Consider the following 25,847-nt stretch of genomic DNA (forward strand, 5'->3'; position numbering starts at 1 on the left):
GTGATATTTCACATATTCTGGTTGCCGGTTGTTTTCACGGATAACTGCCGGGGCATGGACCCCTACGGCTCCCCGTCCGTTCCGGCCGGGTCGTCGAGCCTCACTCCGCTAGGCGGCCGCGCAGCGCCCGCCAAGCTCCGCCGAACCCGCAGGCGGTTTCGGGCCTGACGGCTAGAGTCTGATGTCTGAAGGTCAACGGCACGCTTGCTGCGACCGTGCCGGTCGCGCCGCTGTCACCGCCCCGGCGCGACCGGGGCTTTAAGGGCGCAACGCCGTTCCGCCGTTGCGGGTGTGTGCATTCTGTCACTTCGCCGGTGGCCATCACCCTGACGTTCTCACGCGGAGGGCTGGTCGTAGCACCGTCATCCGCCTTCCGGAAGGGTACGCTTCGCCGTTCCTCGCCCGTTCGCACTCGCCGAAAACCCGGCTCGTTTGCGCTGCGGCCTCCGGTGACGCCCGTCCTTCAGTCGTCTGCCGTCGCCACTTTGCCCTTCGCCGCGAGAGAACTCACCAGGGAGATGGATTAACCATCGACGAGGAGAAAAGCAGAATGCACACACGAAACGTCAACGTCAAAACCGCCGCTCAAGAATCTTCCAGGAAGATGGGGGTTAAATACCCGTCACCTTTACTCATCCTGCTCGCTGAAGGTGAGAAACACTCACAGGAGGAAATGGACGTCATGGAGTTCGGCTCCCTGGCTGCGCTTAAAGACTATCGCCGGAGCTTCCCGGAAAAAATGAAGGGGCTTTATCACTACATCGTCAGTGCGGGTGTGGATAAAGACTTTCACCATGTGGAAGTGGTTGCGGCTGACCATTTTAAACAGTTCGTGCGCCAGACAGAGCGCATGGGGATCAGCATTTAACACAGTGCCGCCCGGAAGGGCGGCAGATTTAACACCCCTGTGGCGGTTATCTGCCGCCTCAGTCCAGAGGAAAAATGACCATGACTACATACACCGCAGCCGACGCTGAACAGGCGTTCATCGATAACGATCCACTGGTGTTTGTGAACGCCACCACCTGCAAACAGTTCAGTTACGCCATCGCCATTGGTGGCGTTAATGAGCCTGTTTCTTTCAGCAGTTTTGAAACACTCAGCCAGTTGCAAAAGCGTATCCCGGAACTGGTGCTGATGCCGGAATCCGCCGCTCAGGCACTGCGTCCAACACCGCACCACCTGCCGTGGACGGAAATCACGGCTCAACGGTTCAGCGAACTGGCCGCCAGCGCCTGCCCGTTGCAGATCGGGCACGGTGTCGGCGGGTGTGAAGCGTTTATGACTCCGGCAGCGATCGCCGGGAACGTGGCTCAATATTGCGCGAAGTATGAGGGGCGCTTTTTTGAGTGCCGGGATGATGCCTCGCTGAACACCCGCATGATCCTGGCGGGTATCCGCAGCGCCTTCTTTACCGGCAATAAGGTCGCTTAAGACGGTACAGCGCAGGGCTGAAAAGCCCTGAAAACTTAACCCGGCGGCATTACGCCGCCTTTTGCAGGAGAAATACCGATGTCACTACTTGAAGAAGCACTCCGGCCGACCGAAATGGCTTTCTTTCGGGTATCTCTGTCGCGTATCCAGGATTACGCCGTGTTATCCGGCGGGGAATGGCGCTCAAAATTCGGCGGCAAAACGCTGGCGCAGATGCGCGAGGACATGCCCGATATGGAGCTTATCCCCACCGCCGAGGCGGTGAAGCGACGGAACGAGGGGCACCGGCTGCCCTGGGAGGAAATCACCGGAGAGCGTTACAGCGATCAGCTGGAGATGTTGCCGCCAATGCACTGGCGCACGTGGGGAAGTTGTGAATCCTTCAAGTCACCGGAACGGTATTCCGCAGACGTAACACGCATTTTTGCGCGGTTCCGGGGGCGCTTCTTTGAGTGCCGCGATCTCGTCACCCTGACGCCGCAGGAGATTTATGAAAGCATCCTGAGCGCCTTTTTTGCCGGAGATTCGGTGAATTCCGGGCAGTAAAAAAGCAGGGCTAAGCCCTGCTTAATCACGGATGGCACGGACCAGGTGCCGTCCTTATCAAAACTGATGGAGGATGAATTCCATGATATTTGACCCGCAAACTGTCGCACAGGCGACGGCGTTTGTAAATGCCATCCGGGCAGGAAAGCCCGCCCGTATTCCGGCGATGCCGTTCAGCCGCTGGCAGGAATTTATGACCACGGTTTACAGCGGGATGGGGGCGTCTCAGGACGCAGGTAACAGCCAGAGCGTCTACCCGGCGCTGGGGCTGGCATAACGGAGGCGGGCCGCCCGTCCGGGCGGCCATTTAAATGAGGTCAGTATGAATACAGAACCGATGCGCCGTGGTCCCGATCCCCGCCGGTGGTGCCGCGAGGCAATAGCTTCCTTCCGTCAGCATCTTGCCGCCGGGGTGAATGAAGCACAGTACAACGTTGCCTGTGATGAGCACGCCTGTCATCACTATGGTGAAACGGCCAGCAGCATTTTCCGCCTTCGCCTGGTATGCGGCGGGTTTGTTGCGGGCTTTATGCGGTCAATGCGGCGCAGTGAGGGGCAGGCATGAAAGCACACAAAACCCCGGACACGATACCCGTTATGGCGTTGCAGGAGATCGCCGCGCTGCTGCCTGTGCACGAATTCCCGGTCAGGCTGTCCAGCCGGTCGCAGTGCGCGGCGCTGGCTGCGGAAGCGCTGTGGCTGTTTGCGCAGCGTACCGGGCTTTCGCAGGAGGGTGAAACATTGAATACGCTGCTGGTCGATTTTCTGGCAGATGTGCTGCACCTCTGCTCCCATGTCGGGATCACAGCAAACATGGCAGACGACATGACGCAGCTGATGGCCATCGCAGAGATGCACCATGAATCGGATGCGTATCCGGACGACTGATGCCCGAGCCCTGAACGGCAAATGCCGGAAAGGGCGCTCCCCTCCGGGGAGCCGGGGAGGGCGGGGGCGCCTGCGGCGCGCCCGCTTTTCCCCTCCGCCTTCCCTTCCCCTGCTCCCCGGTTTTGTGACAGTCCCTCATCCTGCCGGGATAACGGCTGTTTCTGCTGTTCAGGGTGTTCCGAAGATTCTGGTTTCCGGTGGTTTTCATGGATAAAAGCCGGAACATGGCCCCCTCCGGCTCCCCGTCCGTTCCGGCCGGGTCGTCGGCCCTGCTCCGCCAGGCGGCCGCATGGCGCCCGCCAGTCTCCGCCGAACCCCTGCGGGTTTCGGGCCTCACGGCCAGGGTCCGATGGCTGAAGGTCAACGGCGCGCTTGCTGCGACCTGCCGGTCGCGCCGCTGTCACCGCCCCGGCGGTGCCGGTGCTTTAAGGGCGCAACGCCGTTCCGCCGTTGCGGGTGTGTGCATTCTGTCACTTCGCCGGTGGCCATCACCCTGACGTTCTCACGCGGAGGGCTGGTCGTAGCACCGTCATCCGCCTTCCGGAAGGGTACGCTTCGCCGTTCCTCGCCCGTTCGCACTCGCCGAAAACCCGGCTCGCTTGCGCTGCGGCCTCCGGTGACGCCCGTCCTTCAGTCGTCTGCCGTCGCCACTTTGCCCTTTGCCGCGAGAGAACTCACCAGGGAGATGGATTAACCATCGACGAGGAGAAAAGCAGAATGCACACACGAAACGTCAACGTCAAAACCGCCGCTCAAGAATCTTCCAGGAAGATAGGGGGAAAAGACATACCCCTGACTGATGCGCAGATCATCGAAACTTTTAACTGGGTTTTCGCAGTAACGGCTGACATGCCTGCCGCGCAATGCCACGACTTCACACCGCCAGCAGACGCGGAAGAGTTCAACGTATTTGAAAAATGCATCCCGGATTACAGCACTGTCTGGATCCGAAATGGCTGGCCAGTAGCTGCTGCACTGCCACTCGATTCTTTATTTCGTGTATTACCTGAATAATTATTTTGAGGAGATGACTATGATTCGTTTATCCACCCGTTATGCCGCACCGACTTTTATGCGTAATACCCGCCCGCTGACCAATGATGAGCTTTTGCGCGTTGTTCCCAGCGCGTTTTCTGTTGAAAAACACGAGTCACGCTCAGAGCGTTACACCTATATTCCGACCATTACACTATTGGATAAATTACGGAATGAGGGGTTCCAGCCATTTTATGCGAGCCAGTCCCGCGTGCGTGACCCTGAACGCCGTGAATATACCAAACACATGATCCGCCTGCGTCGCGGTAATAACATGAGCGGGACAGAAGTTCCGGAAATTGTTTTGCTGAACAGCCACGATGGCAGCAGCAGCTATAAAATGATCCCCGGTATTTTCCGTCAGGTCTGTACTAATGGACTGGTGTGCTGGAAATCCTTCGGGGAAATAAATGTCCCGCACAAAGGGGATATTGTTTCGCAGGTTATCGAAGGCGCTTATGAAGTGCTTGGCGTGTTCGATAAAGTTACAGACAACATGGAACAGATGAAAAGTATCCAGCTGAACAGCCCGGAACGGCAGCTGCTCGGACAGATGGCACTCGATTATAAATATGGTGAAGGTAAAGCGCCGGTGACGGCTGAGAAAATTATCCAGCCGCGCGCATGGTATGACAAGGAAACAGATTTGTGGACATCATTTAATATCGTGCAGGAGAATCTGGTCAAAGGTGGGATCTCCGGGCGAACCGCAAAAGGAAAAAGAACCACCACGCGACCGGTGACCGGCATCGATGGCGACATCAAACTTAATCAGGCACTCTGGAAAATGGCGGAAGAGTTTGCAAAACTTAAAAGCTGAATAAAAAACCCGGTTCGCCGGGTTTTTTATTTTTAATCCTTCACTGGCAAAGGGGAAGTGTCTCTCTTTGCCAGCTCATCTTTTTTCTGTAAAGCAGAACGCTGCTCAAGAATATCCCTCCTTGCCAGCAAAACACGGTAAATGTTCTTTACCGATTGTGCGTAGAAACGCCTCTGGGCGATCAGCTTTTTCGCCGGGCCTGTATTATACATTCCGACGCTGTCCCAGTTTTTCCCGTATGACCTGAAGTTATGTGCTAATACCCATGCGCCCGTATAAACACAAATACACGGATCATTGAGCAAATCCGATCGCGTAATATTAAATTCACGCAGTTTCCCATAATGCGAACTGTTGACCTGCATTCCGCAGACATCTTCAGAGCCGTTTCTGTTGGCTTTATTTATCGCCCCTGGCTGTAAGCGGCTTTCCTTAATCGATATTGACATGAGCAACAGTGGATCAATGCCATAATCATGGCCAGCCTTATCAAAACACATTTGGGGTGCTGCACTGCATGACATTGTCATGCTGAGCAGAAGATACAGCAGTTTATTCATTTTCTGTGCCTTTGCAGTATACGCAACGGTAGTGACCATAGAGCGCTCATTTAAAAAATACCCCCGGCGATCATTTAAATCAAGAACACCTCTTACAAATGCGCAGAGGGCGCTTCTGTGATGCGTTTCATCTCGATCCTGAATAACAATTAGATCCTCTTACGCTTTATTTTTTGCCGCTCTTTACTACACATATAAAACATGACACCCCACGCAAGACTTCGTCTTGCAGTTTTTGCTTTTTAAATCAGTTGGTTATCCTGTAAAAATTGTGCAAAATTTGGAATAAAATCAAAAACATCACACAATCCGACACCATCATGTAGGAGGTTTGTAATACATATATCGGAGGATTAGGATAACTGGTGACACTATTAAGTAGTAGGTTTATCGCAGGAATGTGGATATGCTTAAAAACCATTGCGATATATATCGCACAGTGTCACACTGGTGTTAAACAGAGTGTCGTCAACGACTACCTGTATAAACTTAAAAATGACACAGTATCCAGCCATACATTCGGACTCACACTTTTCTGTGTGCGGCTCAGGCTTAAAAAATCAACACGAGTAGTGTCGCTCACGACACCAACTAACTGTGAGAATAAATATGGGAAGATTAGGTATATACCTGAAAGATAAAATTGAACGGGAAGTACGTGACATTGTTCAGCAGGAAATTCAGAAAGGCGCCACGTCATCAGAGGTTAGCCTGTCTTCAACATGTAATGAGCTAATCCGCCTTGGGCTTCTCGTCTACAAAAATAATGAAAATGATGGCCATAAATTTGACCTCGAAGGTTTCCGTCGGGACCTCATCAAGAAAGTATCTGGCTCAAGAGAAGGTATTATGATTCTGACCGCACTCATTTCTGAGATGTACGTTCAGATGCAAGGTCCGGATGCGAAAATAAGCCTTGAGAATTTGATTAATAACAACATTTCAGCGATTAACACAGCCGAAAACATGGCGGAAACACAACACTTTCTGGTCGAAGAAGAATAACCACTATGGCCGGCAGAAGCACCGGCCATGTCATACCTGTTACTCCGGTTTATTCCACGGAAGCGGGACTTCTTCTGCTTCCGAAATTTTTCCCCTGAGATACCACTCAAAAGCCATACAGAGCACTTTCAGCGCCTGCGCGTCTTCATTCTGCTCAAGAACACGCCCCGTAAAATAACCCAGAGAATTCATCAACCTTGTCAGCATTTCATCGTTAAGACTCCGTTTGTGCACCCGTGCCATAATTCTGATTTCGCTCGCGAGATTCTCCGGGATTCGCATACTGTAGCCCGATGTTTTGCCCGGAATTAACACCCGCTCACCATCACGCCACATCCATGAAAGCTTTGGCTGTTCGGAAACCGCTACCGCCGGAACGCTTTCACCTTCACTCACTCCCAATAAAAAACCCAGCCATTCTTCGAACTTCACAGCCAGAGAAATAATTCTTTCCCCTTCCGCTGTTTTTATTACCGGTACATGTGGCTGATAATTCAGGGACATTAACAGGCGCGCGATAATTTCATCATTAACACTTCGCTCACCTATTCTGGCGCAAACCCGCAACTCCATTAACAGATTGTCCGGCGCGCGCAGTCGCCACTCCACTGTCTCACCCGCAATGAACTTACGCGGTCGCCCACGATGGTCCCACATTTTCTCTTTTACTTTCATTTGGATAGATCCCTGACAACACAGGCGTCATACCTGCATGACCTAGGGTATGTTCTGCCCATGCTCAGATAATTCCTAATATTGTTGAAAAGTGTGATGCGGCTCACAGTTTTTTTTTTTTAGGGTCATGAGACACTAATGCCCGCGTAAACAACCACTTACGCAATCACCTTTTGTTTACATCCGGAGAAACAAGCATGTTCAAGCAGGACAATGCCCTTAATGTCAGACAGGGATGGGCGGTAGCGTCTTTATTTCGCAAAGCCCGCGAATATATTCAGTTTCGGCAGTTTTTAAAAAACGGAGGATTAATTTTAATTTCACTTATGGTCAGTCATTATGCGCTGGCAAGCGGGAGCGATTTACTGGCCCCCCAGGATGCAACCGTAACCGGCACATTCGGTCACGGCTCCTCACTCGAAAAATATTTATATTACGCTGAAATATTTATCGCTGTGTTTTTGTATGTGAAAGCCCGCTCCCCGCTGGTTTTTGTTGGCCTTGTTATGGTTATTATCTTTACCCGCCTGGGTTTCTCTCTGGCAGGTTAATGATGAGCGGGGAAGATGATAAATATTACTTCCCGGAAACGTTAAATCACCAGTCCCGATACTTCGGCCTTCCCCTCGACGAACTTATTGTTATTGCTCCCCTTACGTTATTAGGTGTCGCATTTAATATGTCGACCGCCCTGGGGATAGTTTCGGGTGTGCTCTGGTGGATAGTCAGATATCTGAAAAAAGGGCAGGGGTCGTACTGGTTACTGAATTTCTGTTACTGGCACCTCCCCACCTTAATTTTCAGGGTGACTTTCAGGTTAATTCCTGAATCCAGTTTCCGTCACTGGAGGGCGTGAACGCGTGAAATTAGATATCAAACGTAACCGGGATAAATATCTCCGTTACGCATTCCTCGGGATGGCTGCGTACTGCATTGCAGGCACTCTCGGCAACATACTGAGCGGCTCTCTGGCGTGGCACTTTGCCACCCACCAGAAAACCATCACCACGCCCATGATTTTCAACCAGCCATTCAGTTCTGACGCGTCGTCGGCTGATTCTCCAGCCATGACAATGTTCGCACTCTCTTTTCTGTATATGCGGCTTAACGTCAGTCCGGAAAACATCGATGGCCAGCAAAAATTGCTTCTCGGGTATGTTCCGGCAGAAAGCCGGAATGCACTCAAAAAAGCCCTCGATGTGGAAGCTGACCGGATTAAAAAAGGAGGCATCACCTGGCGATACGACACGCGCGCCCTGCGCATGATTAAACCCGGCGTGATTGACGCCGATGTCGTTCTCCACCCCTCAACCACCAACGGCAACATCACCACTGACCTCAAGGAGCAGGCCAGAACCTACCAGCTCCGGATGAGTTATGAGAACGGCATTATCAGACTGCTTGATATGACCGAACTCGTGCCGGCCACCACTAACTGAATCAGGACTGCCAATGAAATTACGTTTTTCACCGGCAGCTGCTGCTGTGTTACTGGCAACGGGATTTTTCACGGGCGGCCTTCGGGCCGCCATCATTCCCGGCGCCACACCGTTTGAGAATGACGCGTCCTTTACCGTCACCCTCAGTAACACCAACCCCAACAAAATCGTCATTGACGGGGAAATGGTGACCAGCATCAGCGGGCCGCAAGGGGCTTATGACAAGAAACCAACCGATGACGGGGCACTGATTCTGTCTCCCCTGGTTGGACAGAACTTCACTGTGTTTATCGAAACCGCCAGAGGCGCGGCGCTGAGCCTGAACGTTCAGCCGAAACCGGGTCCCGGTCGCACACTGCGCTACACCCCGGTAAGCACCCTCAGAGTCAGTAATGACGACGCAAAGGCCTGGGAAGAAGGCCAGAGCTACGAGAAAACACTCGTCAGCCTGTCGCGAAGCATTGCGCAGGGCGACGTCCCGGAGGGATATCAGGATATCCCGGTCAGCCGCCTGCCGGCTTACGCTCCGCCGGTCAGCGTGCAACTGACCCCGGAGCGCCAGCTGGTCGGCACCCACCTGCGCATCGTCCGTTACCGCATGAGAAACGCCGGCGTGGTCACCACACAGCTGCGTGAGCGCGATTTCTGGCGCAAAGGAGTACGCGCCGTGATGCTGTCGCCGAATCAGCTGTATGCGAACGGGGAAGGGTATGTGTGGGTGGTGTTCTCAACAGACGGGGAACCTCATCCATGAACATCAACGTGAAGACCCGACGCACACAGATTGCCATCCTTGTCGGCGTGCTGATAGCGGCCGGCGTGACAGCTGCTGCCGTCATCACCTTCGGTGGCGAAGGTCCTGGTGGCCAGCATAAACCCAGGCCGAACGCACCCGCACCCAACATGACCGGCGTTATCGGTCCTGCCTTTGACGAGCAGGTCCAGCAGTCCGCCATGACACAGCAGCAGGCAAAAACTTCTGCGCTGGAAGCCAGAGTGGACGGGCTGGCGCAGACGATTAAGCAAAACCAGATTGATTTCTCCACTCAGTTGCAAAAAAAGGACGCTGAGATTCAGCGTCTGACTGACCAACTGACGAAGCAGCCGGGTGCCACCGGCAGCAACGGACAACCCACCGGGCAGCAGACACCACCTGCTTCTCAGGACGGCACACCACTGCCGGGTCCGGTTGCTGCCGGTCAGGCCAGACCCCCTCAGTACACTGTCACTCCGGTGAACGGCGCGCCAGCCGCCATTGGCGCGGCCCGAAATCAGGGGGCCGGGTTTTATCCCGGCGGCAGTGGTAATCGCATGACTGCGGGTATCGATAAAACCACCTTTAACTACGAGAGCCTGAAAAAGAAACCCACTAAGCTGCCCTGGATATCCTCCGGCTCCTTCTCTGACGCCATCATGATTGAAGGTGCCGACGCCAACGCCAGCGTCACCGGTCAGCAGAACAGCCGGCCGGTGATATTCCGCCTGCAGGGCAAGACCACCATGCCGAATAACCGCCAGTACGACACGGATGGTTGCTTTGTAGTCGGGGAAATCTGGGGCGACATCTCCAGTGAGCGCGGCGAAGTAAGGACGCGCAGCATCAGCTGCAACCTGAAAAACGGCAAAGACGTCGACATGGAGTTTGAGGGCCATGTCAGCTACCAGGGTAAGGGCGGCATCAAAGGTACGCCGGTGATGCGTAACGGCAAAATCATCGGCTATGCCGGTGCGGCCGGCCTGTTATCCGGATTTGGCGAGGGCATCAAATCTGCTGCCACGCCTTCAGTAGGGCTTGGAGCCACGGCAAACGTCAGCGCCGGTGATGTCTTCGGGCAGGGTATCGGCGGGGGAGCCAGCAAAGCCGCTGACACGCTGAGCCAGTACTGGATTAAACGGGCTGAGCAGTACCACCCCATCATCGATATCGGTGCCGGTAATAAGGTCACCGTGGTGTTCCAGAAGGGCTTCCAGCTCGAAACCCGGCAGGACAGCGAAGAGGAGAAAGCCAGAGCCGCCGCGCAGAGTGCGAGTGAAACGGCGAAGAATGCCGTGGCCGGGAATAACACGCCGGTCGCCAGCACCTCCTCAACGTCCTCTGTTGGCAACATCGATCCGGATGAAGTGCTGCGTCAGGCAAAAGGACTGCAGCTTGGCGACACCATCAACTGAGGGGGATAGCGGTGAAAAAAGACCGTAACGCTGAAGTTCTGCGGCAAATACGCAGTGATATTAGCCAGTGGCGCGCAGGCGGCTTTCCGCCCGGTAAGCGGTTATTTCTGTTCGTCTGGGGGCTTCCCACTTTTGGCGGATTCTGGCTGGTAATGAATATATCAGCGAAACCGACAGTGTCAGCGCTTATCTTCGCGCTTATCTCCGTCGTTGCCCTGATTTTTGCCAGAGTGGTCACTGCGGCCGCCCCAAAAACATGGGGTGAAACTCTGGACAAACGGCTCTCCACATACCAGCCACAGAACCTGGTGGCCTGGGAGTATCTACAGAAAACCGCCAGGAAAAAAATGACGCTTGAAGTGCATGACCTGGAGCGCTGGTATGAAAGCGAGGCCATTACCGTCTGCCCTCGGGTGAAAAAGCCGCTTCGCTTTCTGGGTAACACCCCGGAGAAAAAAGAGGAGGAAAGTCGTGGACAATGAACAACGCTATAGCCGCTTTACAATTATTTGTTATTGCCATCAGCAGTGGCTGCAGGGGCGGAAACCACCACGACCGGCAACAGATTTACATATGCGGGTATTGGTTATTGCCGGTGCGATAGTGACAGGTTGCGGACTTCGGGAGATTTACCACGGGCATCAGGACGGAATGATACTGGCCGGGGTTTTGCTCGGGCCTGCTGTTCTCATCTTTGCGCTGTCGGAGATGTTTTCCTGTGAAACATGGTCTTCTTTCTGTGAAGGCCAGCTTGAGAGTTACGAACCGGCTGATGCCGGTGCCTTTCATGCACTGCAGGCGGTCGTTATATCTTCCGGCAAGCTGGAGAAAGAAGCACTGGGTCAATGGATTGAACTGGAGCGGGAGGCCCTTGCTGCCACATACCCTGCTTCAATGGTAAGCGAGTCAAAGGATACCTGCGAGGGGCAATCATGAAACCATTGTGCATAACTGTGCTGATGGTGTTGTTTTTCCAGATTCCGGCTCATGCGGAAATAATGACCTCACTGATGGCACTGGAAGCCGGGGTATCCAGCGGAAGTGATGAATCGCGGGCAAAATTCCAGGCGTTGAAGCAAAAAATGGAAAACGATCCGGATGCGTGGCAGGCCTATTTAACCGTCACCCGTTCAGTTCCGGCGGATATCAGTAATAGCCTTCGCGATGAGTACCGGCAGCTGGCAACTGCTCTGGTTCTGAAAGCAGCCAGAGCTAATAATCCGGATGCGTTGACACTGGTTTTTACCCGTTACGATGTGCTGGACTTCTGGTCTGCCAGACCGCAGCTGGTAAATGCATTATTAACGGCTGCGGAAAAAGCGTCCGGAACTGCCGGGGATACCGGGATACTGACCGCAGCAGGGGATGTTCTGCAGAACGGAATACTGGTTGTTCAGAACAGCTTAAGGGCTGCCGCATTCTATGCAAGGGCCTGGCATGCTGGTTCGGATGAGGCCGCCTCCCGGTTGAATGCACTGTTTATGTCAATAAAAGACCCTGCAAGTGCCTATTTGTGGGCGTTGCGGTGCACCGGGAAGTGCCATCTGGATGAAGATCATAAAGCCCGGGAGATGTTAACACCCAGGCAGATTACTTCCATTCAGGTACTGGCGCGCGACTCGCGGATTTTGACAGTAAATGGGCTGGGCGCTCAGGAGGTTATCCGGTGAAAAGCTATTCATGTCATAACGCCATACTGGCGCTGTTGGCCATTCTGGTTTCAGCCATCCTTATGGCGTTTTCCACACCCGCAACGGCGGGAAAATCCTCCGGTTCTTCCGGCTCGTTCTCTTCCTCATCAAAGGGAACAGGGATCCGCAGCGCCCCCTCCCGACTTTCCGGAGGGGCATCTTCCGGTTCAGGCAATGTCCAGTACAAGAGTTTTAAGCCTGTTTCCGGTAGTGCTTCAGCCAGCGCCTCCCCATCAGGCCGGGGAATGTATCAGGGCCGGGGTTCTGTCCTTGATCGCAGCAGTATTAAACCTTCTGACAGACTTCAGACGGTTATACGGGAAAAGGAGAGCAGTGGACCGGGATGGGTTGGCACAGGGCTTCTTGTCTGGCTGTTGAGCCAGCACGACCTGTCAACTTCAGACAGGGAATGGGTACAAAGCCGGATAGATGAAGCCCGCAAGGATGGTGAAGATATTGCACCACCACCCCCTGAATTGTCCGACGTCATCTTCAACTGGGTACTGCCTGAAAAAATCGCTGCAGGTCAGGATGTCATTATCAAAGCCGCAGCGGTTGAAGATAAAAAGCCGTTAATCCCTGACTGCGAAATTAACGGCCAGCACGGGCATACGGAAGACCAGAATACAGTGCTTGAGTGGAAAACTGCTTCAGCTGTCAGCGCGGTCGTACTTTGCACCGCTGATGGCTGGACAGATATGCGGCTTTTAACTGTCGGTGATTAATACCCGGAACTGACTCTTCAGTCATTCCGGGCCAGCTAAGTCGTTACCGCTGTGTATGCCATGCGCAGCATCCTCCTGAGAAAATGTAAATCCAGTCACTTTTAATAATCCCTTAAACCGGAGACATCCATGCATAAATTACTGGGTGCTGCACTGCTGTGCGGCGCGTTAACCGGCTGCGCCGGTATGAACTCAGATTTTGACTGTAACGCCACGGCCACTGATAAATGCCTGACCACTGCTGAAGCCAATAAACTGGCCGCGCAGGGTAAAAGCATTGACGATATCGGTGCCGAAAAAGACGTAAAAAAGCCTGCGGGTGAAACCCTGCCGGCACTGCGTAACACGGCACCGGTTGTAAGTCCTTCCCGCCCCGTTTCTGTCGCAGCAACCGGAATCACCCCAAAAGCCATTGCGCCGCGTCCGATCGTGGCCTCGCCCACGCCGGTTACTCCCATTTCAACCACACGCAGCGCGCTGACCGGTCAGCCCCTGACAACGCCGATTCAGCCACTGCCGTATGTCTCTCCGTCCCGTTCCGTCAGTGATGCCGGGCGCGTGACCGCGCAGCGCATCCCGGATGCCACACAGCGCCTGTGGATTGCGCCGTGGGTGGACACCGATGACAACTTCCATCAGCCGGCAGTAGTGGAGTTTGTGAAAAACAAATCTCACTGGGACGAGGGATTTCGCGTGATCGGGGAGGGCGGCGAATGATGAAAACACAACGTCGCACCGGAGCGAAGCGCGAACCCCTCAACTGGCAGGGCGGCTGCCGCTTCGCCGATGAGGCTCCGGAGGCGGATTTCTCAGGCCTGCTGGAAGACACGCTGGGCCATCTGCGAAGCAACCTGCTGGAAAGACATATCGCCCAGGAAAACATGCACGCACTGCGCCTTGAACTCATCGGTGATATTGCAGCCCGGCTGCAACCCCACGGGAGAATGAAATAATGTCTGAATTTCTCGACAGTCTTGTGAGTCTCCTTCAGAAAGGGGGCGAGAAAGACGGTGCTGCCACAGCCAGAGCTAACCTGCAGCAGGCCTGGGATTATCCTTCCCTGACGGCGGCGCTTCCCTGGCGTTATTACGATGACACCAACGACCTCTTTATCAACAACAGTACGGCCGGTTTTATTCTGGAGGCCGCGCCGCTGCCCGGAGCCAATGAGCAGGTGGTGGCGGCACTGGATGACATGCTGCGCAAAAAACTGCCCCGCAGGACGCCGGTCACCGTGATTATGGTGGCCAGCAAATGTGTCGGCGAACGCATTGCAAGAGGGGTCAGTACCGATATGTGGAAAGGCCCGCTGGCCTCCCACCTTAACAGCATCACCCGCGCATTCTGGGAAAAATCATCCCTTGAGGGAATGGCCAACCGCCGTGAGTACCCGCTCTTTCTTCGCAATTACCGGGTATTCATTGTTTTTGGAAAAAAAGGCCGGTTTACCACCCGGTTAATGGACGAACTCAAGCAGATACGCAACACCATCCGCGTGTCGCTGGAAGCCGCCCGGATTGATTCCATCAACACCTCCGCCAGTGATTTCCTTTCGCTGATGCGTGAGCTGGTTAATTACCGTTCCGCTCAGGTTATGCCCGCCAGTGCCGAGTGGAACAGCGTGGAAGAGCTGAACCGGCAGGTCGTCGATCAGGGGATAGATATTAAGGTCCGGCCTTCACATCTCCGGCTGGAACTGCCGGAAAATGTCACGCAAGTGCCGGTCAGCTTTTCGCAGGAGCAGGTCTCAGACACAAAACAGGTCCGCCTTCCCGCGTCCTCCTGCCGTCTGGTGAACATGCAGCTCACCAAAAGCCCCACCCGTTTTGCGCTCTGGCAGGGAGCCGATAACCTCCAGAATTTACGTTTCCCCGATCTGGGTATCCCCTGCCCCTTTATGCTCACCTGGACGGTGGAGCTGGAAGAGCAAACCAGAAGCCAGGGTGAAGCGATGCGCAAGAACATGGATCTCTCTAAAAAAGCGAATTCCGCTTACGCCCTGCTGTTTCCCGGCGTCAAAAAACAGGCCGAAGAGTGGCGAAAAATGCAGATGGAACTGGGTACCAACGAAGTGGCGTTGTGCCGGTTTTATTTCAATCTGACGCTGTTCACACCGGATAACGATCAGGATTCCCTTGCCTGTGAACTGGCCGCCATCAACGTGTTCCGTAAAAACGAACTGGAGCTCACCACCATCCAGTATCAGCAGATGCGTAACTGGCTGGCCGCAATGCCCTTCATGATGCAGGAAGGTCTCTGGGCCGATCTGAATACGACCGGCGCCACACTGCGCGCGAAAAGCTGGAACGCCACTAACCTGATGCCGGTGGTCGGGGAACGTCACCTTTCCCGACGCGGGATGCCGCTGCCCACCTACCGTAACCAGGTCGCCTTTTTTGACATGTTTGGTGAAGAGAACGGCAGCACGAACTTCAATATTGCCGTAACCGGCACATCCGGGGCAGGGAAATCGTTTTTTACCCAGGGGGTTCTGCGCGATGTGCTGAACGCGGAGGGATTTGCCTGGGTCATCGACATGGGCGACAGCTACAAAAACTACTGCAAACAGGCCGGCGGCGTGTATCTCGACGGTGCAGATCTGCGGTTTAACCCGTTTGCCAACGTGGTGGACAGCAAGGTGTCGGGCGAAAACATTATGCGGCTGCTGACCGTGCTGGCCAGCCCCCAGGAACCGCTCGATGCCGTGTGTGAAGCCATTCTCCTGAAAGCGGTGGTCTGGGCGTTTGATCAGAAAGCCCGGAAAGCCCGCATTGACGATGTCCACACCTATCTTACCAGTGCGGAAGTGAACAGCGCCTTCGAGGACAAACCCACCATCATTTCCCGACTGGCCGAGCTGGCACTGTTGCTGGAGCCTTACTGTACGTGGGGACCTTACGGGGAATACTTCAACGCCGACGAGCCAACGCTGAATGGTGAAACCCGCTTTGCGGTGCTGGAGCTGCTCAGCCTCGAGAACAAACCGAAGCTGCTCAGCGCCATCCTGTTTTCGCTCATTCTGGCGATTCAGGAAAAGATGTACCACAGCCCGCGTAACCTCAAGAAAGTGGCCATCATCGATGAGGCGTGGCGTCTGCTCAGCGGCTCCAACCCGCATGCCGCGAAGTTCATCGAAACCGGGTATCGCACCGTGCGTCGTCACCGTGGCGGCTTTATCACCATCACACAGGGGATTAAGGACTTTACCGCCAGTAAGGAAGCGGAAGCCGCATGGAACAACAGTTCCACAAAAATTACGCTTCTGCAGGACGCTAAAGCCTTCAAACAGTACCTGACGGAATATCCCGATCAGTTCTCTGAGATTGAAAAAGAAGTCATCAAATACTTCCAGCCCGCGCTTGATACCGGCTTCAGTTCGCTGCTGATCACGGCAGGGGAGCGCAGTTCATTCCACCGGCTGTTTGTCGACCCGGTGACGCGGGCCATGTTCAGTTCACGCGGTGAGGACTTTGCTTTCATGCAGGAGGAGCAGAAGAAGGGAGCCAGTTCAGAAGAGGCGGCTTACCGGCTTGCCAGGGTGAAATACGGGCCGGAGCTTGCGGCGCTTGAAGAATGGGTGAAAGCAGCATGAATGAACACAACGAAAAACCCGACAGCGGGGATGTTGTACGGGAGGGGGTGTTCCGGCCCGGCTGGCTGGCCCCGGTCCGCTGGCGGTTAGGGGTCTGTATGCTCGTCTCGCAGATGATCATGACCGGTATCAGCTGGATTGTTATTAAAGCCGACACACCGGAAGTGGTGACCTTCGATATGAAGGGAACGTGGGACATTTTTATGCAGCAGTCTGCACAGCAGAAGCTGGATGAGGCAAAGGCGAAAGCACTCGTTACACGGTTCAACCTGGCCATGAGCGACAGCCTGACGGACTGGCAGAAGAAGCATAACGTCATCATTCTGGTGCAGCCTGCAGTCGTCAGCGCGCAGCAGGACATTACCACAGATATCCGCAACGATATTGCCGTGCGGATGCAGGAGGGCAAATGACGCTTTCCCGCAGACTGCTGGCCGTGATCATCATGACACTGGCCACTGGTGCCGGGGCGAAAGACCTCGGCACCTGGGGGAATGTTTTTGAGCCGGCAGAGCAGGACATGCTGGTCTTTATCCGGAACCGCCTGAAAGCGATGGAGCAGAGTGGTGAACTGGATACGCTCAAAAACGAGGCCATTGAGCGCGTTAAACGCAACGCGGTCCGGCCTCCCCCGGTGGCGGGGCTGACCCCCGCCAGTCAGTACCGCACCTTCAGCTTTGACCCCACCTTCACCGTCAACGAAACCATCACCGATATGAAGGGCAACATCATTGCCCGCAAGGGTGACAAGGTGAATCCGCTCGACCGTGTACCCTACAGCCAGACGCTGTACTTCATCGACGGCGACAACCGCGATGAAGTGGCATGGATGAAAAAACAGCTACCCGGCGCGGGCGATTTTAAGGTCATTCTGGTGAAGGGAAACATCAAGGAAACCAGCGATGCGCTTGATGAGCGCATTTATTTCGATCAGGCCGGTGTGCTGACAACGAAGTTTGGTTTTGAACACACGCCGGTGCGGATCACCCGCGATAACCGGGTACTGAAGGTTGAGGAAATACCAGTTAAGAAGGACGGAAAATGAACTCAAATATTATTTTGGTAACAGGAGTATCGCTGTTGATGATACTGGCGACATGGATTGCAATTTGTGTGTGTAAAAAGCACGACAGGCTATTGGCTGTATACGCGTCACTGGTAACATCAAGTCTTCAATTGATCGTCTTTTTTATATTTCGGAAGACCTTCGTTGCAGAGCCGTTTTTATTTTCCATACCATTAATGTATGCCCAGTCTTTTATTATTTTTCAGGTGAGAACAATCAGGGGGCTGCAAGCGCATTATCCTTTTTTACGCGATAACCACCCGTTGTTCTCTGTTGCCCTTAGTGCGCTTTTATACACTGTTCCCTGGTGGTTTGCTGCTGGGTGGGCTCTGAAGAAACTGGCTTAGTAACCAGCACGCTACTGATACTGAAAGCCAGCAGGATTGTGATAACACAGCCAAATATTCCGGTGATGTAACCCCCTACCCCTTTATACTTTGAGCCGTCAAACATGCTTTCCAGCGTCAATATGCTTCTGTTTATTATGTAGACATTCCAACAGCAAATTAATAATGCAATTAATGATAATAATATGAGGAATATTATATCGAACATGTCAGGGTGAGATGATAATCGCTTTATGGAAACTACAATAATAGTCATTATGGATATTGTGGTTAGTGTGTCACGTAGTATATCCCTGAGTGCATCAAGAAATAGGTTATCACTAAATCGAAATGGGAAGTGCATTTTATCAACGCCTTGTATTAATAGCCTGAAAGATTCCTGCCAGCCATATGTGTATCGTGTTGATATTCAATCTACTACAAAACATTGTTGGAGAGAAAATGACAGCAATAGTTATGGCCTCATTGAGTCAGTGCAAACCTCACTGGGTAAGCGGAGCCGGGCTGAAGGTTGAGGAGACACGCTTCTTATGTGGTCAGGTGTGGTGTCAATTGTTAACAAAGCGCCTGTGTAGACAAGTTATCGCCTCTTTCAGCCAGTAACAGCGTTGCTGTCGCTGTGGGCATTCAATCAATTTATTCGTCAGAAAAATTTTCGGAGAAAATATGGCTACAGAAAAAGCCCGTGTTCCCCTGTCCGCTGGTACCTGCAGAAAGCCTCAGCCCCTCCGGCTCAGCGGTAACCGTCTCAAGGAAATCTATCCTGAGCTGGACAGCTGGGCCAGCCCACTGGTCACCAAAGCTTTTATCGGCTGGCAGCGCGCCACCGGGGTGACCGTTGACAAACCTGACAAGCGCGATGAGCGGTTTCCTGCCTTTCTGCTTAATGTGATGCTCGATAAGCACAAGGAGAGTTGCCAGTGAATGCATTATTGATAGTGCCAGCCTTGTGGCTTCTGATGTTTGGGGTGTTCTCGCAGATTATTATGGAGGCGCCTCTGGTCAGTCGAACCGCACTGGTCATCTATGCCGTGACGATTCTGACCACCATTGTGATTCAGCGGGTTCTGGAACGCAGGAGCCAGCAAAAGGAGGAAGGCAAACACGGCATGTCGGTTGATGAACGACCAGATGCAAACCTGACAGATATCGCTACCGCGACGTATCTGTGGCAGCAGCACGGCATCCGGTGCACACAAGTGTTGCTTGAGACGCTGGAAACGGCGCTTGGCGAGGCCGGATACCGGCTGACACAGGACGTATCCGGTGAGCGGAATATCATAAACCCGAAAAAAATGTATCCGCACCGCAGAGAGATGGTCGCCTCGGCGTTACTTCGCGCCCGTGAACAGTTCTGGGCACCGCATCAGTCTGACGCGGATGTGGAGAATACGGTCAGGCAGGCCCTGAAATCAGGGCTTGGACAAAAGATGCTGGACGATATTCTCATAACCCTGATAAGCCGGAAGTGGAGACTGGAAACAACCAGACCGGACCGGGAGCTGGAGGCTTACCCGCTGCAGCAGGTGGTGGTGAAAATTACCGGCGCCTATGACGCCAGAAAGGATGATCTGATCAAGTGCCTTAAGCATCTGGCCACGACCATCAGTGTGGATATCCCTTCTGCTGACGTCAGCATCCCCGATGAGGATGGGCGATTCTGCACACCGGAGATACGTACCGCAGTTCGCTATTCGGTTACCCGAACGCTGTGCGATTCGCCTCCTGGATTTTTTCCGGAGAGTCTCCAGATTTCGCCACCACTGGCGCTTACCGGGATGATGAAAGCGTTCAATGCAAGTCTGGAAAACCACCTTGTGATGATCCTTCAGTGTCACCGAGGAACCGAACCGGAAATGTTCGCATTTTTGCTGGAAAAGGCCATTCGCAAACTGGAGGAAAGAAAGACATCCGCCGTGGATGAGGATGACGACACCGGTTATGCCTTCGCCTGCCAGGGCAGGTGTTTCGACTGACCGATCACATGATTAAAGGTAGCCCTATGCAAAAAGTACACGGCGGGGCAGAAACAAAAATGATCTCGTCTGTCAGGCACAATGCGGATTCAGACTCCTGGCTGAACGACATTCTGAGAGATAACCCGCTCTACACCACTTCTGTTGTTATCCGTGGCGCACTTCTGGCGCTGCACCGTATGGATAAAGAAACGCGCGCGCAGTTCATCATTGAAGCTGCCGATCGCTGAGTCCTGACCTGTTAACGCCCTCCCGCCAGCCAGCGGCCGTGGCAATCTTCTTTCCGAGGCTAACTATGAAACATCCTGAATCTGTCGGGCCGCTGCCGGTCGTCCGCACGATTGATGGTTACTGGTGCCATCCCGCGCTTGACCATTTTTACGCAGGCCGGGAATACGTCCGGCCTTCTGAATACCATGACTGGCTGGCCAGGCACGGTCTTGAAGAGTCCCTGGTGTACCTTGACGACGACGAGGACTCACCGGCCGCAAGGGAATATGCAGAAAAAGCCTCGTTTACCCGCTGGCAACCCCCTGTTCCTGACGGGAATGGCTGGTTCATCGGGGCCATCTTCGATGGCGAAGACTACGGTCCCACCTGTATCTGGTTCCGGTTGCAGGAGGCACCATGCGTCGAAAGTTGAGGATCCTGTTCTTTCTTATCGGTGTCGCGTTTGCTGGCCTGGCACTGCCGGTCAGTGCGGCATCCAGCAATGCCGGTGACGGCCGCTGGGTCAACCCGATATCCGATGTGTGCTGGAAATGCCTGTTTCCCATGACGCTTGGCAGCATCCAGCTTGCCTCCGGGCCTCAACCGGACACATCAAACCCGTCCATTCCCCTCCAGATATGCTCTTATGGCGTGCTTTACCGGATTGGACTGGCCATCGGGTACTGGGAGCCTACCGCCATGACGGATGTGACGCGGGAGCCGGGCGTGATGGTCAACATGGGCGGGTTCAAAATCGATCTCGGGCGCACCGGTACAGGCACCGCCGGGCAAAGTGACAGACCGGCAGCGGGCGCGTTTTATCATGTGCACTGGTACAAGTACCCCCTGATCTCCTGGCTCAACATCATGACCAGTATCGGCTGCTTTCAGGGGGGCGACATGGATATCGCCTATCTGTCCGAAGTTGACCCCCTCTGGAACGACAGCACGCTCTCGATGCTGATTAACCCGGAGGCCGCACTGTTCGGCAACCTTGTCGCCCAGGCGGCCTGCGCGGCTGATGCCGTATCCAGTTCCGTGGGCTATCCGCTTGCTCCGCTTTTCTGGTGTGCCGGCAGCCAGGGCTCCATGTATCCCTTTACGGGGTATACCAGCGGCGAATTCTCACCCCTGGAGTCCTCCCTGCTGGTCAGTGAGCGTATGGCATTCAAGCTACACCGGGAAGGACTGGTGATGAACACCGTGGGGGCGGATTATGCCGTCTGTTACGAATACCCGTCCCCGATCGTTCCCAAAGAACGGTGGCGCTACCAGATGGTGAACATGTATCCCGAAACATCCAATTGCCACGCTTTCGGTGCCAGCACCCAGACGTGGGGGACACCGCATAACTCCCCTGAATCGAAGAAAAACTTCGGATGGCTGCTGTGGCGAAAGCGTAACTGCGTTTACCTGTGAGGTTCCCCGATGAAAAAACTACTCTTCCGGGCGCTGCTGGCCAGCAGCCTGGTGATTTGCCTGTCCGCCGCCGCGAGTGAACAGGCCGGTGTGTCCGCGAATGATCGGGCCTGGATGAAACAACAGCAGGATGCTTTGCAGGCCTTTAAAGAGAGTCTGAAAGACCCGTCGCTCCCGTTGCCACCCGCGCAGCAGGATCGGGTAACCCGCCTGCAGCAGGGGATTGCAAAAGACCAGCCTGATACAGAGAAGAAAACGTTTCCTGCCATCTACTTTGTCAGCCTGGGACTGCCCCGCGAAGGCCTTCTGCCGATATTGCAGGATGCGCATCGCTACGGCATACCCGCGACGATTCGCGGGCTTCTTAACAACGATTTGCGGCAGACGGCAAACGCCATGTTTCAGCTGACCAAAGAGGATAAAAACATCGGGGTGCAGGTCGACCCGACGTTGTTCAGCGATTACCACATCACCGCAATTCCGGCGCTGGTTGTGAACTGTCCGGGCCATTCCGATGTGATTCGCGGCAGCCTGCCGCTTAAACAGGCGCTGGAAAAAGTGGCGGAGCACGGCGACTGTGCAGCCACTGCGCGCCAGTTGCTGGAGGCATCCCGATGAAGCGATTCATTATTCTTGCGGCGCTGCTGTTTGCCGGCGGCGTGCTCGCCGATGCAAACAGTGATGCGTTTAATGCCGGCGCAGGTTTTGGTAAGGGCAATTCGTCACAGGGCACGTCATCGCTCAGCAATCCCGGCGCAGTGACAGGAAGCATTCCCGGCTATACCAGCAGTCCGCCTGAAAGTGGCTATTACGGCGGTGTCACCGGGGGAGATGGCGGTCTGAGTGACAAAGGACAGCAGGCACTACAGAACAACGATGCCGGACAGACTGTTATTGATTCCGGGACGAAAAACCCGTCACCGGTTATTGATCCGAATGCGCCTTATATCACCATCGGAAAGGGTGCCGAAAGCACGGCTGGCAGCGTACTGGACGGAACCGGTTCGCAGTGCACCTCAACAACGGTATCCAAATCGACGTTTGAAAACTACACCTGCGACCGGGATGTGGCGGTGATCCAGACCTGTGGCCGCACGGCATCCATTACCGGCTCCTATCAGGATAATTACACCTATAAAACCGTCACTATTGATTCCGATAACCTGGATGTCAGTAGCTATCAGGTCAACTGGCCCATGCCTGCGGGCACCGTTTACTCCGCGAGCATGACCTACACCTTCAGAAAAGACCAGGTGCACAGTAATGGCTTACTGTATCTGAATATCACTGCGCTCGGTCAGTTTATGACCATGTATGACAACTCGGGATCTTACAACATTCCCGGAGGTCAGACGTTCACGCAGGGTCAAAATCTGACCATTACCTTTGGCAATCATGATAATAACAAAGACGTCATCCCGGCGGCATGGACGCAGGGAAGGCCTTATCAGATATATCATTTTGTCATCACCCTTGTTTTTCGCACTGGCACCCGAGTGTGGGTTCCGCAGACAACCTGGTCAGAAAGCTGTGGTTTTGACAAAACGAAAGCGCTTTCCAGCGCGGGGAGTGTCTGTAGTGACCCTGGCGGGACGCGGACGGTCACTGTGGATGGTAAGCAGTACAGCCAGACCAACAGCTGCTGGGCGTATACCGATTCGTATGTGACGGCCACCGATTCAAAAGGCAACTGCGCGTCGCTGATGAGTGACCCGGCCTGCACGCTTTCCGGCCATACCTGCACCACAACAGAATCGGGCGTCTGCACTCACGAGTCAGAAACGTACCAGTGCCAGAAAACATATTCCTCCAGTGGTCTGGTCTGCGGGGGGCAGTATTTCTGTAAGACCGGGGACTGCAGTGATACGAACGGTACCGGCGACAGCGGTTTTGATACGGCGGTCGCCAAACTGGCGGGCCTTGCCTCTGCGGGGGACGACATCGTCAAAGACCAGGTCAACGTTAAGGCATTTACGGGCCAGGCCATGAGCTGCCGCAAGGCGTTTGCCGGGTTTTCCAACTGCTGCAAGGATTCCGGGTGGGGTTCCGATGCCGGGCTGGCCTCCTGTAACAGTGACGAGATGGCGCTGGGCAAGGCGAAGGCCAAAAAGGTCACCGTCAGTGTGGGTGACCGCTGTGATCACCAGGTCCTCGGTGTGTGCGTCCAGAAAAGCCAGGTGTACTGCGTCTTCGGCGGCAAACTGGCGCGCATCATTCAGGAGCAGGGGCGTCGCGACCAGCTGGGTGTCAGTTTCGGCAGCGGAGACAGCCCCAACTGCAGCGGTATCACAGTGCCACAGCTGCAGAGTATCAATTTTGACCTGATCAACTTCTCCGACTTCTACTCTGACCTGATAAACAACCAGAAAATACCGGACTCCGGTGTGATGGTTCAGCAAATCAAGGACAAAATCGCCGCCCAGGTACAGCAGCAACAGAGCAGCGGAGGGACAAAATGATCAAACGTCTCCTTCCTCTGCTGATGGTGATTCTGGCACTGCCGGCAACCGGCGAGGAAATTATTTCGCCTGCGACACCGTTCACCGGCTGGTCCTGGTACAACGAACCGAAAACGCCTCCGAAACCGGAACCTGCCCCTTCGCGTGAACAGCCTGAAAAACCGGATATTCCGGACTTCAGCAAAATGTCAGCGGTCGAGCAGGCAAAGGTGCTGCAGGCTTACACAAGGGAGGCGCTTAACCGCGCCATCCTGTACCCGACGCGGCAAAACACGGCGACGTACCTGAAGTGGCAGAAGTTCTGGACTGACCGCAGCTCGATGTTCAGTCAGTCCTTTGCCGCTGCGCAGCTGACGCACCCGGAACTGGATTACAACCTGGAATACCCGCACTACAACAGCATGGCTCCGCTGGTTCAGACCCGCGACCAGCAACAGCGCCAGCAGGCCATTGCAGATCTGGGGCAGCAGTACGGCATGTTTTACTTTTACCGGGGAAGTGATCCGATTGACACGCAGATGGCCGGGGTGGTGGCAGATTTTGCGAAAGCAAACCATCTGTCGCTGATCCCGGTATCGGTTGACGGGCAGGTGGCGCCTTCTCTGCCGGATTCCCGTCCGGACACCGGACAGGTACAGGCGATGCGGATCACGCATTTCCCGGCGCTGTTCCTCGTTGACCCGCGTAACCGTGATTACCAGCCGCTGGTTTACGGGTTCATGACGCAGGATGACCTGGCCAGACGCTTCCTGAACGTATCAACAGGTTTCAAACCTAATTTCTGAGGTTCTCCATGAATAACATCAGTACCGGGCGCACCCTGCGCTCGCTTCGTCGTGCCGTCTGGTTCAGTTTTGTCACCGCGCAGGCAGGGGGGAAATGATGAAACCTCTTTCCCTGTCAGAAATTGTCGTCATCTTCTTTGCCGGCATCCTGTTCAAATGCCTCGGCGATATCACCGGTGTGTACCCCCATCTGTCACAGCTGATGTGCCTGTGGGGGAGCTATCTTCTCATGGCATTCGCGGGTCTGCTTCTCGCCTGTAACCGTTGGTGGTACTGGCGACACCGCCACGACGTTCCCCCGGAGGCGTCAGATGAAAAGTAGCGCCCTTTCCGTTCTTCTGCTCCTTTTCCCCCTGCTGGCCAGTGCCGGCGCGCGGGAAGAAATCGCCGCCATCGATGCTGCCAAGGCTACGCAGTCACAGCCCGCTGCCGGCACAGTGAAACAGTCCGCCACGGCAACACCGGTACTGATGCAGCTGCCGGACGGGCGGCGGGCCGATATGGCGGATTATGCGGTGGTGGTCTTCATGCAGTCCCACTGTCAGTACAGTGCGAAGTTTGACCCCGACCTGAAGCGCTGGGCGGATGAGCATCGTATCCGCGTGTACCCCTACACCCTGGACGGCGGCGGGGATGCATCGTTCCCGGTGCCGCTGATACCGCGTAAAACCGACCCGGCATCGCCGCTGGCGGATGAAATCATGACGTTCTTTGGTAACGGTCTGCCAATAGCCACGCCGACGGCCTTTATGGTGAATGTCCACACCCTGAAAGCGTACCCGCTTACGCAGGGGGTGATGGATATCACCACACTGGAAAACCGCTACGCCAGCCTGATTCAGGCAGATATGGATCAGGTCGACCCCCGTTCACTTCCTCCCATGCCGGCGAACGCACAGGTTACGCCGCAGTAATACAGACGGACTACAGAATGAATACATCCATGTATGCGTTAACGCGTTCCGGGCGCGCGTGCCTTCGTTTGCCGTGGCGTTCCTCGCCTCTG

The 25,847-nt window shown here is 54.6% G+C and carries 36 protein-coding genes; 34 read left to right on the forward strand and 2 right to left on the reverse strand.

What is annotated here, in order from left to right; translation table 11 throughout:
* Positions 1 to 550: 550 nt before the first annotated feature.
* The 8 genes from DK872_RS25655 (at position 551) to DK872_RS25690 (ending at position 4,723) form a co-directional block, all read left to right on the forward strand.
* A complete protein-coding gene (locus DK872_RS25655) occupies positions 551 to 868 on the forward strand; it encodes a hypothetical protein (RefSeq protein ID WP_161519039.1) in 318 nt (105 codons plus the stop codon).
* An 80-nt stretch (positions 869 to 948) separates the two neighbouring features.
* Positions 949 to 1,434 (forward strand): hypothetical protein, encoded by a 486-nt coding sequence (locus DK872_RS25660; protein WP_161518991.1) that lies wholly within the window; start codon positions 949 to 951, stop codon positions 1,432 to 1,434.
* A gap of 78 nt (positions 1,435 to 1,512) precedes the next feature.
* Positions 1,513 to 1,980, forward strand: coding sequence for a hypothetical protein (locus DK872_RS25665; RefSeq protein WP_161518992.1), 468 nt, complete (start codon positions 1,513 to 1,515; stop codon positions 1,978 to 1,980).
* 82 nt (positions 1,981 to 2,062) lie between these two features.
* Entirely contained in the window at positions 2,063 to 2,257 is a 195-nt protein-coding gene (locus DK872_RS25670; protein ID WP_161518993.1) for a hypothetical protein, read from the forward strand.
* 45 nt (positions 2,258 to 2,302) lie between these two features.
* Positions 2,303 to 2,545 carry a hypothetical protein gene (locus DK872_RS25675; RefSeq protein WP_161518994.1) on the forward strand — a complete coding sequence of 81 codons (243 nt, stop codon included), beginning with the start codon at positions 2,303 to 2,305 and terminating at the stop codon, positions 2,543 to 2,545.
* Positions 2,542 to 2,868: a hypothetical protein gene (locus DK872_RS25680; protein ID WP_161518995.1), complete on the forward strand. Its 327-nt coding sequence runs from the start codon at positions 2,542 to 2,544 to the stop codon at positions 2,866 to 2,868. The genes DK872_RS25675 and DK872_RS25680 overlap by 4 nt, the downstream gene beginning before the upstream one ends.
* Before the next feature lie 717 nt (positions 2,869 to 3,585).
* Positions 3,586 to 3,882: a hypothetical protein gene (locus DK872_RS25685; protein WP_161518996.1), complete on the forward strand. Its 297-nt coding sequence runs from the start codon at positions 3,586 to 3,588 to the stop codon at positions 3,880 to 3,882.
* Positions 3,883 to 3,904: 22 nt separating this feature from the next.
* Positions 3,905 to 4,723 (forward strand): DUF932 domain-containing protein, encoded by an 819-nt coding sequence (locus tag DK872_RS25690; RefSeq protein ID WP_370520925.1) that lies wholly within the window; start codon positions 3,905 to 3,907, stop codon positions 4,721 to 4,723.
* Between the two features lie 32 nt (positions 4,724 to 4,755).
* Here the strand turns inward: DK872_RS25690 and DK872_RS25695 are convergent, their stop codons facing one another.
* Complete coding sequence (locus tag DK872_RS25695; RefSeq protein ID WP_237656258.1) at positions 4,756 to 5,283, reverse strand: lytic transglycosylase domain-containing protein; 528 nt, start codon at positions 5,281 to 5,283, stop codon at positions 4,756 to 4,758.
* A gap of 609 nt (positions 5,284 to 5,892) precedes the next feature.
* Between DK872_RS25695 and DK872_RS25700 the strand changes: the two genes are divergently transcribed.
* Positions 5,893 to 6,288, forward strand: coding sequence for a relaxosome protein TraM (locus DK872_RS25700; protein WP_161518998.1), 396 nt, complete (start codon positions 5,893 to 5,895; stop codon positions 6,286 to 6,288).
* Between the two features lie 39 nt (positions 6,289 to 6,327).
* On the opposite strand, the gene DK872_RS25705 is transcribed toward DK872_RS25700, so the two are convergent.
* On the reverse strand, positions 6,328 to 6,963 hold the full coding sequence (locus DK872_RS25705) for an Arc family DNA-binding protein (protein ID WP_161518999.1): 636 nt from the start codon (positions 6,961 to 6,963) through the stop codon (positions 6,328 to 6,330).
* Positions 6,964 to 7,160: 197 nt separating this feature from the next.
* On the opposite strand from DK872_RS25705, the gene DK872_RS25710 reads away from it, so the two are divergent.
* From DK872_RS25710 to trbB, 25 genes are all read left to right on the forward strand, one after another.
* On the forward strand, positions 7,161 to 7,514 hold the full coding sequence (locus tag DK872_RS25710) for a type IV conjugative transfer system pilin TraA (RefSeq protein WP_161519000.1): 354 nt from the start codon (positions 7,161 to 7,163) through the stop codon (positions 7,512 to 7,514).
* Positions 7,515 to 7,516: 2 nt separating this feature from the next.
* Positions 7,517 to 7,819, forward strand: coding sequence for a type IV conjugative transfer system protein TraL (gene traL / locus DK872_RS25715; protein WP_161519041.1), 303 nt, complete (start codon positions 7,517 to 7,519; stop codon positions 7,817 to 7,819).
* Positions 7,820 to 7,823: 4 nt separating this feature from the next.
* Positions 7,824 to 8,402 carry a TraE/TraK family type IV conjugative transfer system protein gene (locus tag DK872_RS25720; RefSeq protein ID WP_161519001.1) on the forward strand — a complete coding sequence of 193 codons (579 nt, stop codon included), beginning with the start codon at positions 7,824 to 7,826 and terminating at the stop codon, positions 8,400 to 8,402.
* A gap of 13 nt (positions 8,403 to 8,415) precedes the next feature.
* Entirely contained in the window at positions 8,416 to 9,156 is a 741-nt protein-coding gene (traK, locus tag DK872_RS25725; RefSeq protein WP_161519002.1) for a type-F conjugative transfer system secretin TraK, read from the forward strand.
* Positions 9,153 to 10,571, forward strand: a complete 1,419-nt coding sequence (gene traB / locus DK872_RS25730; RefSeq protein ID WP_161519003.1) for an F-type conjugal transfer pilus assembly protein TraB — start codon at positions 9,153 to 9,155, stop codon at positions 10,569 to 10,571. The genes traK and traB overlap by 4 nt, the downstream gene beginning before the upstream one ends.
* An 11-nt stretch (positions 10,572 to 10,582) precedes the next feature.
* Positions 10,583 to 11,053: a hypothetical protein gene (locus DK872_RS25735; protein WP_161519004.1), complete on the forward strand. Its 471-nt coding sequence runs from the start codon at positions 10,583 to 10,585 to the stop codon at positions 11,051 to 11,053.
* Positions 11,043 to 11,507, forward strand: a complete 465-nt coding sequence (locus tag DK872_RS25740; RefSeq protein WP_161519005.1) for a hypothetical protein — start codon at positions 11,043 to 11,045, stop codon at positions 11,505 to 11,507. The genes DK872_RS25735 and DK872_RS25740 overlap by 11 nt, the downstream gene beginning before the upstream one ends.
* Positions 11,504 to 12,241: a hypothetical protein gene (locus tag DK872_RS25745; protein WP_161519006.1), complete on the forward strand. Its 738-nt coding sequence runs from the start codon at positions 11,504 to 11,506 to the stop codon at positions 12,239 to 12,241. Before DK872_RS25740 ends, DK872_RS25745 begins: the two co-directional genes overlap by 4 nt.
* Positions 12,238 to 12,987 (forward strand): hypothetical protein, encoded by a 750-nt coding sequence (locus DK872_RS25750; RefSeq protein WP_161519007.1) that lies wholly within the window; start codon positions 12,238 to 12,240, stop codon positions 12,985 to 12,987. The genes DK872_RS25745 and DK872_RS25750 overlap by 4 nt, the downstream gene beginning before the upstream one ends.
* Before the next feature lie 129 nt (positions 12,988 to 13,116).
* Positions 13,117 to 13,704, forward strand: coding sequence for a type IV conjugative transfer system lipoprotein TraV (gene traV, locus DK872_RS25755; protein ID WP_161519008.1), 588 nt, complete (start codon positions 13,117 to 13,119; stop codon positions 13,702 to 13,704).
* On the forward strand, positions 13,701 to 13,940 hold the full coding sequence (locus DK872_RS25760) for a hypothetical protein (protein WP_237656259.1): 240 nt from the start codon (positions 13,701 to 13,703) through the stop codon (positions 13,938 to 13,940). The genes traV and DK872_RS25760 overlap by 4 nt, the downstream gene beginning before the upstream one ends.
* The gene (traC, locus tag DK872_RS25765) at positions 13,940 to 16,579 is read left to right on the forward strand and encodes a type IV secretion system protein TraC (protein WP_161519009.1); all 2,640 of its coding nucleotides are present in this window, start codon (positions 13,940 to 13,942) and stop codon (positions 16,577 to 16,579) included. The genes DK872_RS25760 and traC overlap by 1 nt, the downstream gene beginning before the upstream one ends.
* Complete coding sequence (gene trbI, locus DK872_RS25770; protein WP_161519010.1) at positions 16,561 to 16,992, forward strand: type-F conjugative transfer system protein TrbI; 432 nt, start codon at positions 16,561 to 16,563, stop codon at positions 16,990 to 16,992. Before traC ends, trbI begins: the two co-directional genes overlap by 19 nt.
* Positions 16,989 to 17,624 carry a type-F conjugative transfer system protein TraW gene (gene traW / locus DK872_RS25775; protein ID WP_161519011.1) on the forward strand — a complete coding sequence of 212 codons (636 nt, stop codon included), beginning with the start codon at positions 16,989 to 16,991 and terminating at the stop codon, positions 17,622 to 17,624. The genes trbI and traW overlap by 4 nt, the downstream gene beginning before the upstream one ends.
* Positions 17,621 to 17,992, forward strand: a complete 372-nt coding sequence (locus DK872_RS25780; RefSeq protein ID WP_161519012.1) for a hypothetical protein — start codon at positions 17,621 to 17,623, stop codon at positions 17,990 to 17,992. The genes traW and DK872_RS25780 overlap by 4 nt, the downstream gene beginning before the upstream one ends.
* 666 nt (positions 17,993 to 18,658) lie before the next feature.
* Positions 18,659 to 18,916, forward strand: a complete 258-nt coding sequence (locus tag DK872_RS25785) for a hypothetical protein (protein WP_237656260.1) — start codon at positions 18,659 to 18,661, stop codon at positions 18,914 to 18,916.
* Positions 18,913 to 19,968 (forward strand): hypothetical protein, encoded by a 1,056-nt coding sequence (locus DK872_RS25790; protein ID WP_161519013.1) that lies wholly within the window; start codon positions 18,913 to 18,915, stop codon positions 19,966 to 19,968. The genes DK872_RS25785 and DK872_RS25790 overlap by 4 nt, the downstream gene beginning before the upstream one ends.
* A 26-nt stretch (positions 19,969 to 19,994) precedes the next feature.
* Complete coding sequence (locus DK872_RS25795) at positions 19,995 to 20,198, forward strand: hypothetical protein (RefSeq protein ID WP_149289443.1); 204 nt, start codon at positions 19,995 to 19,997, stop codon at positions 20,196 to 20,198.
* 65 nt (positions 20,199 to 20,263) lie between these two features.
* A complete protein-coding gene (locus tag DK872_RS25800) occupies positions 20,264 to 20,611 on the forward strand; it encodes a hypothetical protein (protein ID WP_161519014.1) in 348 nt (115 codons plus the stop codon).
* Positions 20,596 to 21,597, forward strand: coding sequence for a conjugal transfer pilus assembly protein TraU (gene traU / locus DK872_RS25805; protein ID WP_161519015.1), 1,002 nt, complete (start codon positions 20,596 to 20,598; stop codon positions 21,595 to 21,597). The genes DK872_RS25800 and traU overlap by 16 nt, the downstream gene beginning before the upstream one ends.
* Positions 21,598 to 21,606: 9 nt before the next feature.
* Positions 21,607 to 22,215: a type-F conjugative transfer system pilin assembly protein TrbC gene (gene trbC, locus DK872_RS25810; RefSeq protein ID WP_161519016.1), complete on the forward strand. Its 609-nt coding sequence runs from the start codon at positions 21,607 to 21,609 to the stop codon at positions 22,213 to 22,215.
* On the forward strand, positions 22,212 to 24,056 hold the full coding sequence (gene traN, locus DK872_RS25815) for a type-F conjugative transfer system mating-pair stabilization protein TraN (protein WP_161519017.1): 1,845 nt from the start codon (positions 22,212 to 22,214) through the stop codon (positions 24,054 to 24,056). Before trbC ends, traN begins: the two co-directional genes overlap by 4 nt.
* Entirely contained in the window at positions 24,053 to 24,841 is a 789-nt protein-coding gene (gene traF, locus DK872_RS25820) for a type-F conjugative transfer system pilin assembly protein TraF (protein ID WP_161519018.1), read from the forward strand. Before traN ends, traF begins: the two co-directional genes overlap by 4 nt.
* 94 nt (positions 24,842 to 24,935) lie before the next feature.
* The gene (locus DK872_RS25825; protein WP_149289450.1) at positions 24,936 to 25,163 is read left to right on the forward strand and encodes a hypothetical protein; all 228 of its coding nucleotides are present in this window, start codon (positions 24,936 to 24,938) and stop codon (positions 25,161 to 25,163) included.
* Complete coding sequence (trbB, locus tag DK872_RS25830; protein ID WP_161519019.1) at positions 25,153 to 25,755, forward strand: F-type conjugal transfer protein TrbB; 603 nt, start codon at positions 25,153 to 25,155, stop codon at positions 25,753 to 25,755. Before DK872_RS25825 ends, trbB begins: the two co-directional genes overlap by 11 nt.
* The last annotated feature ends 92 nt before the right edge of the window (positions 25,756 to 25,847 follow it).

This window comes from Kosakonia sp. MH5 (genome assembly GCF_009935945.1).
GTDB lineage: Bacteria > Pseudomonadota > Gammaproteobacteria > Enterobacterales > Enterobacteriaceae > Kosakonia > Kosakonia radicincitans.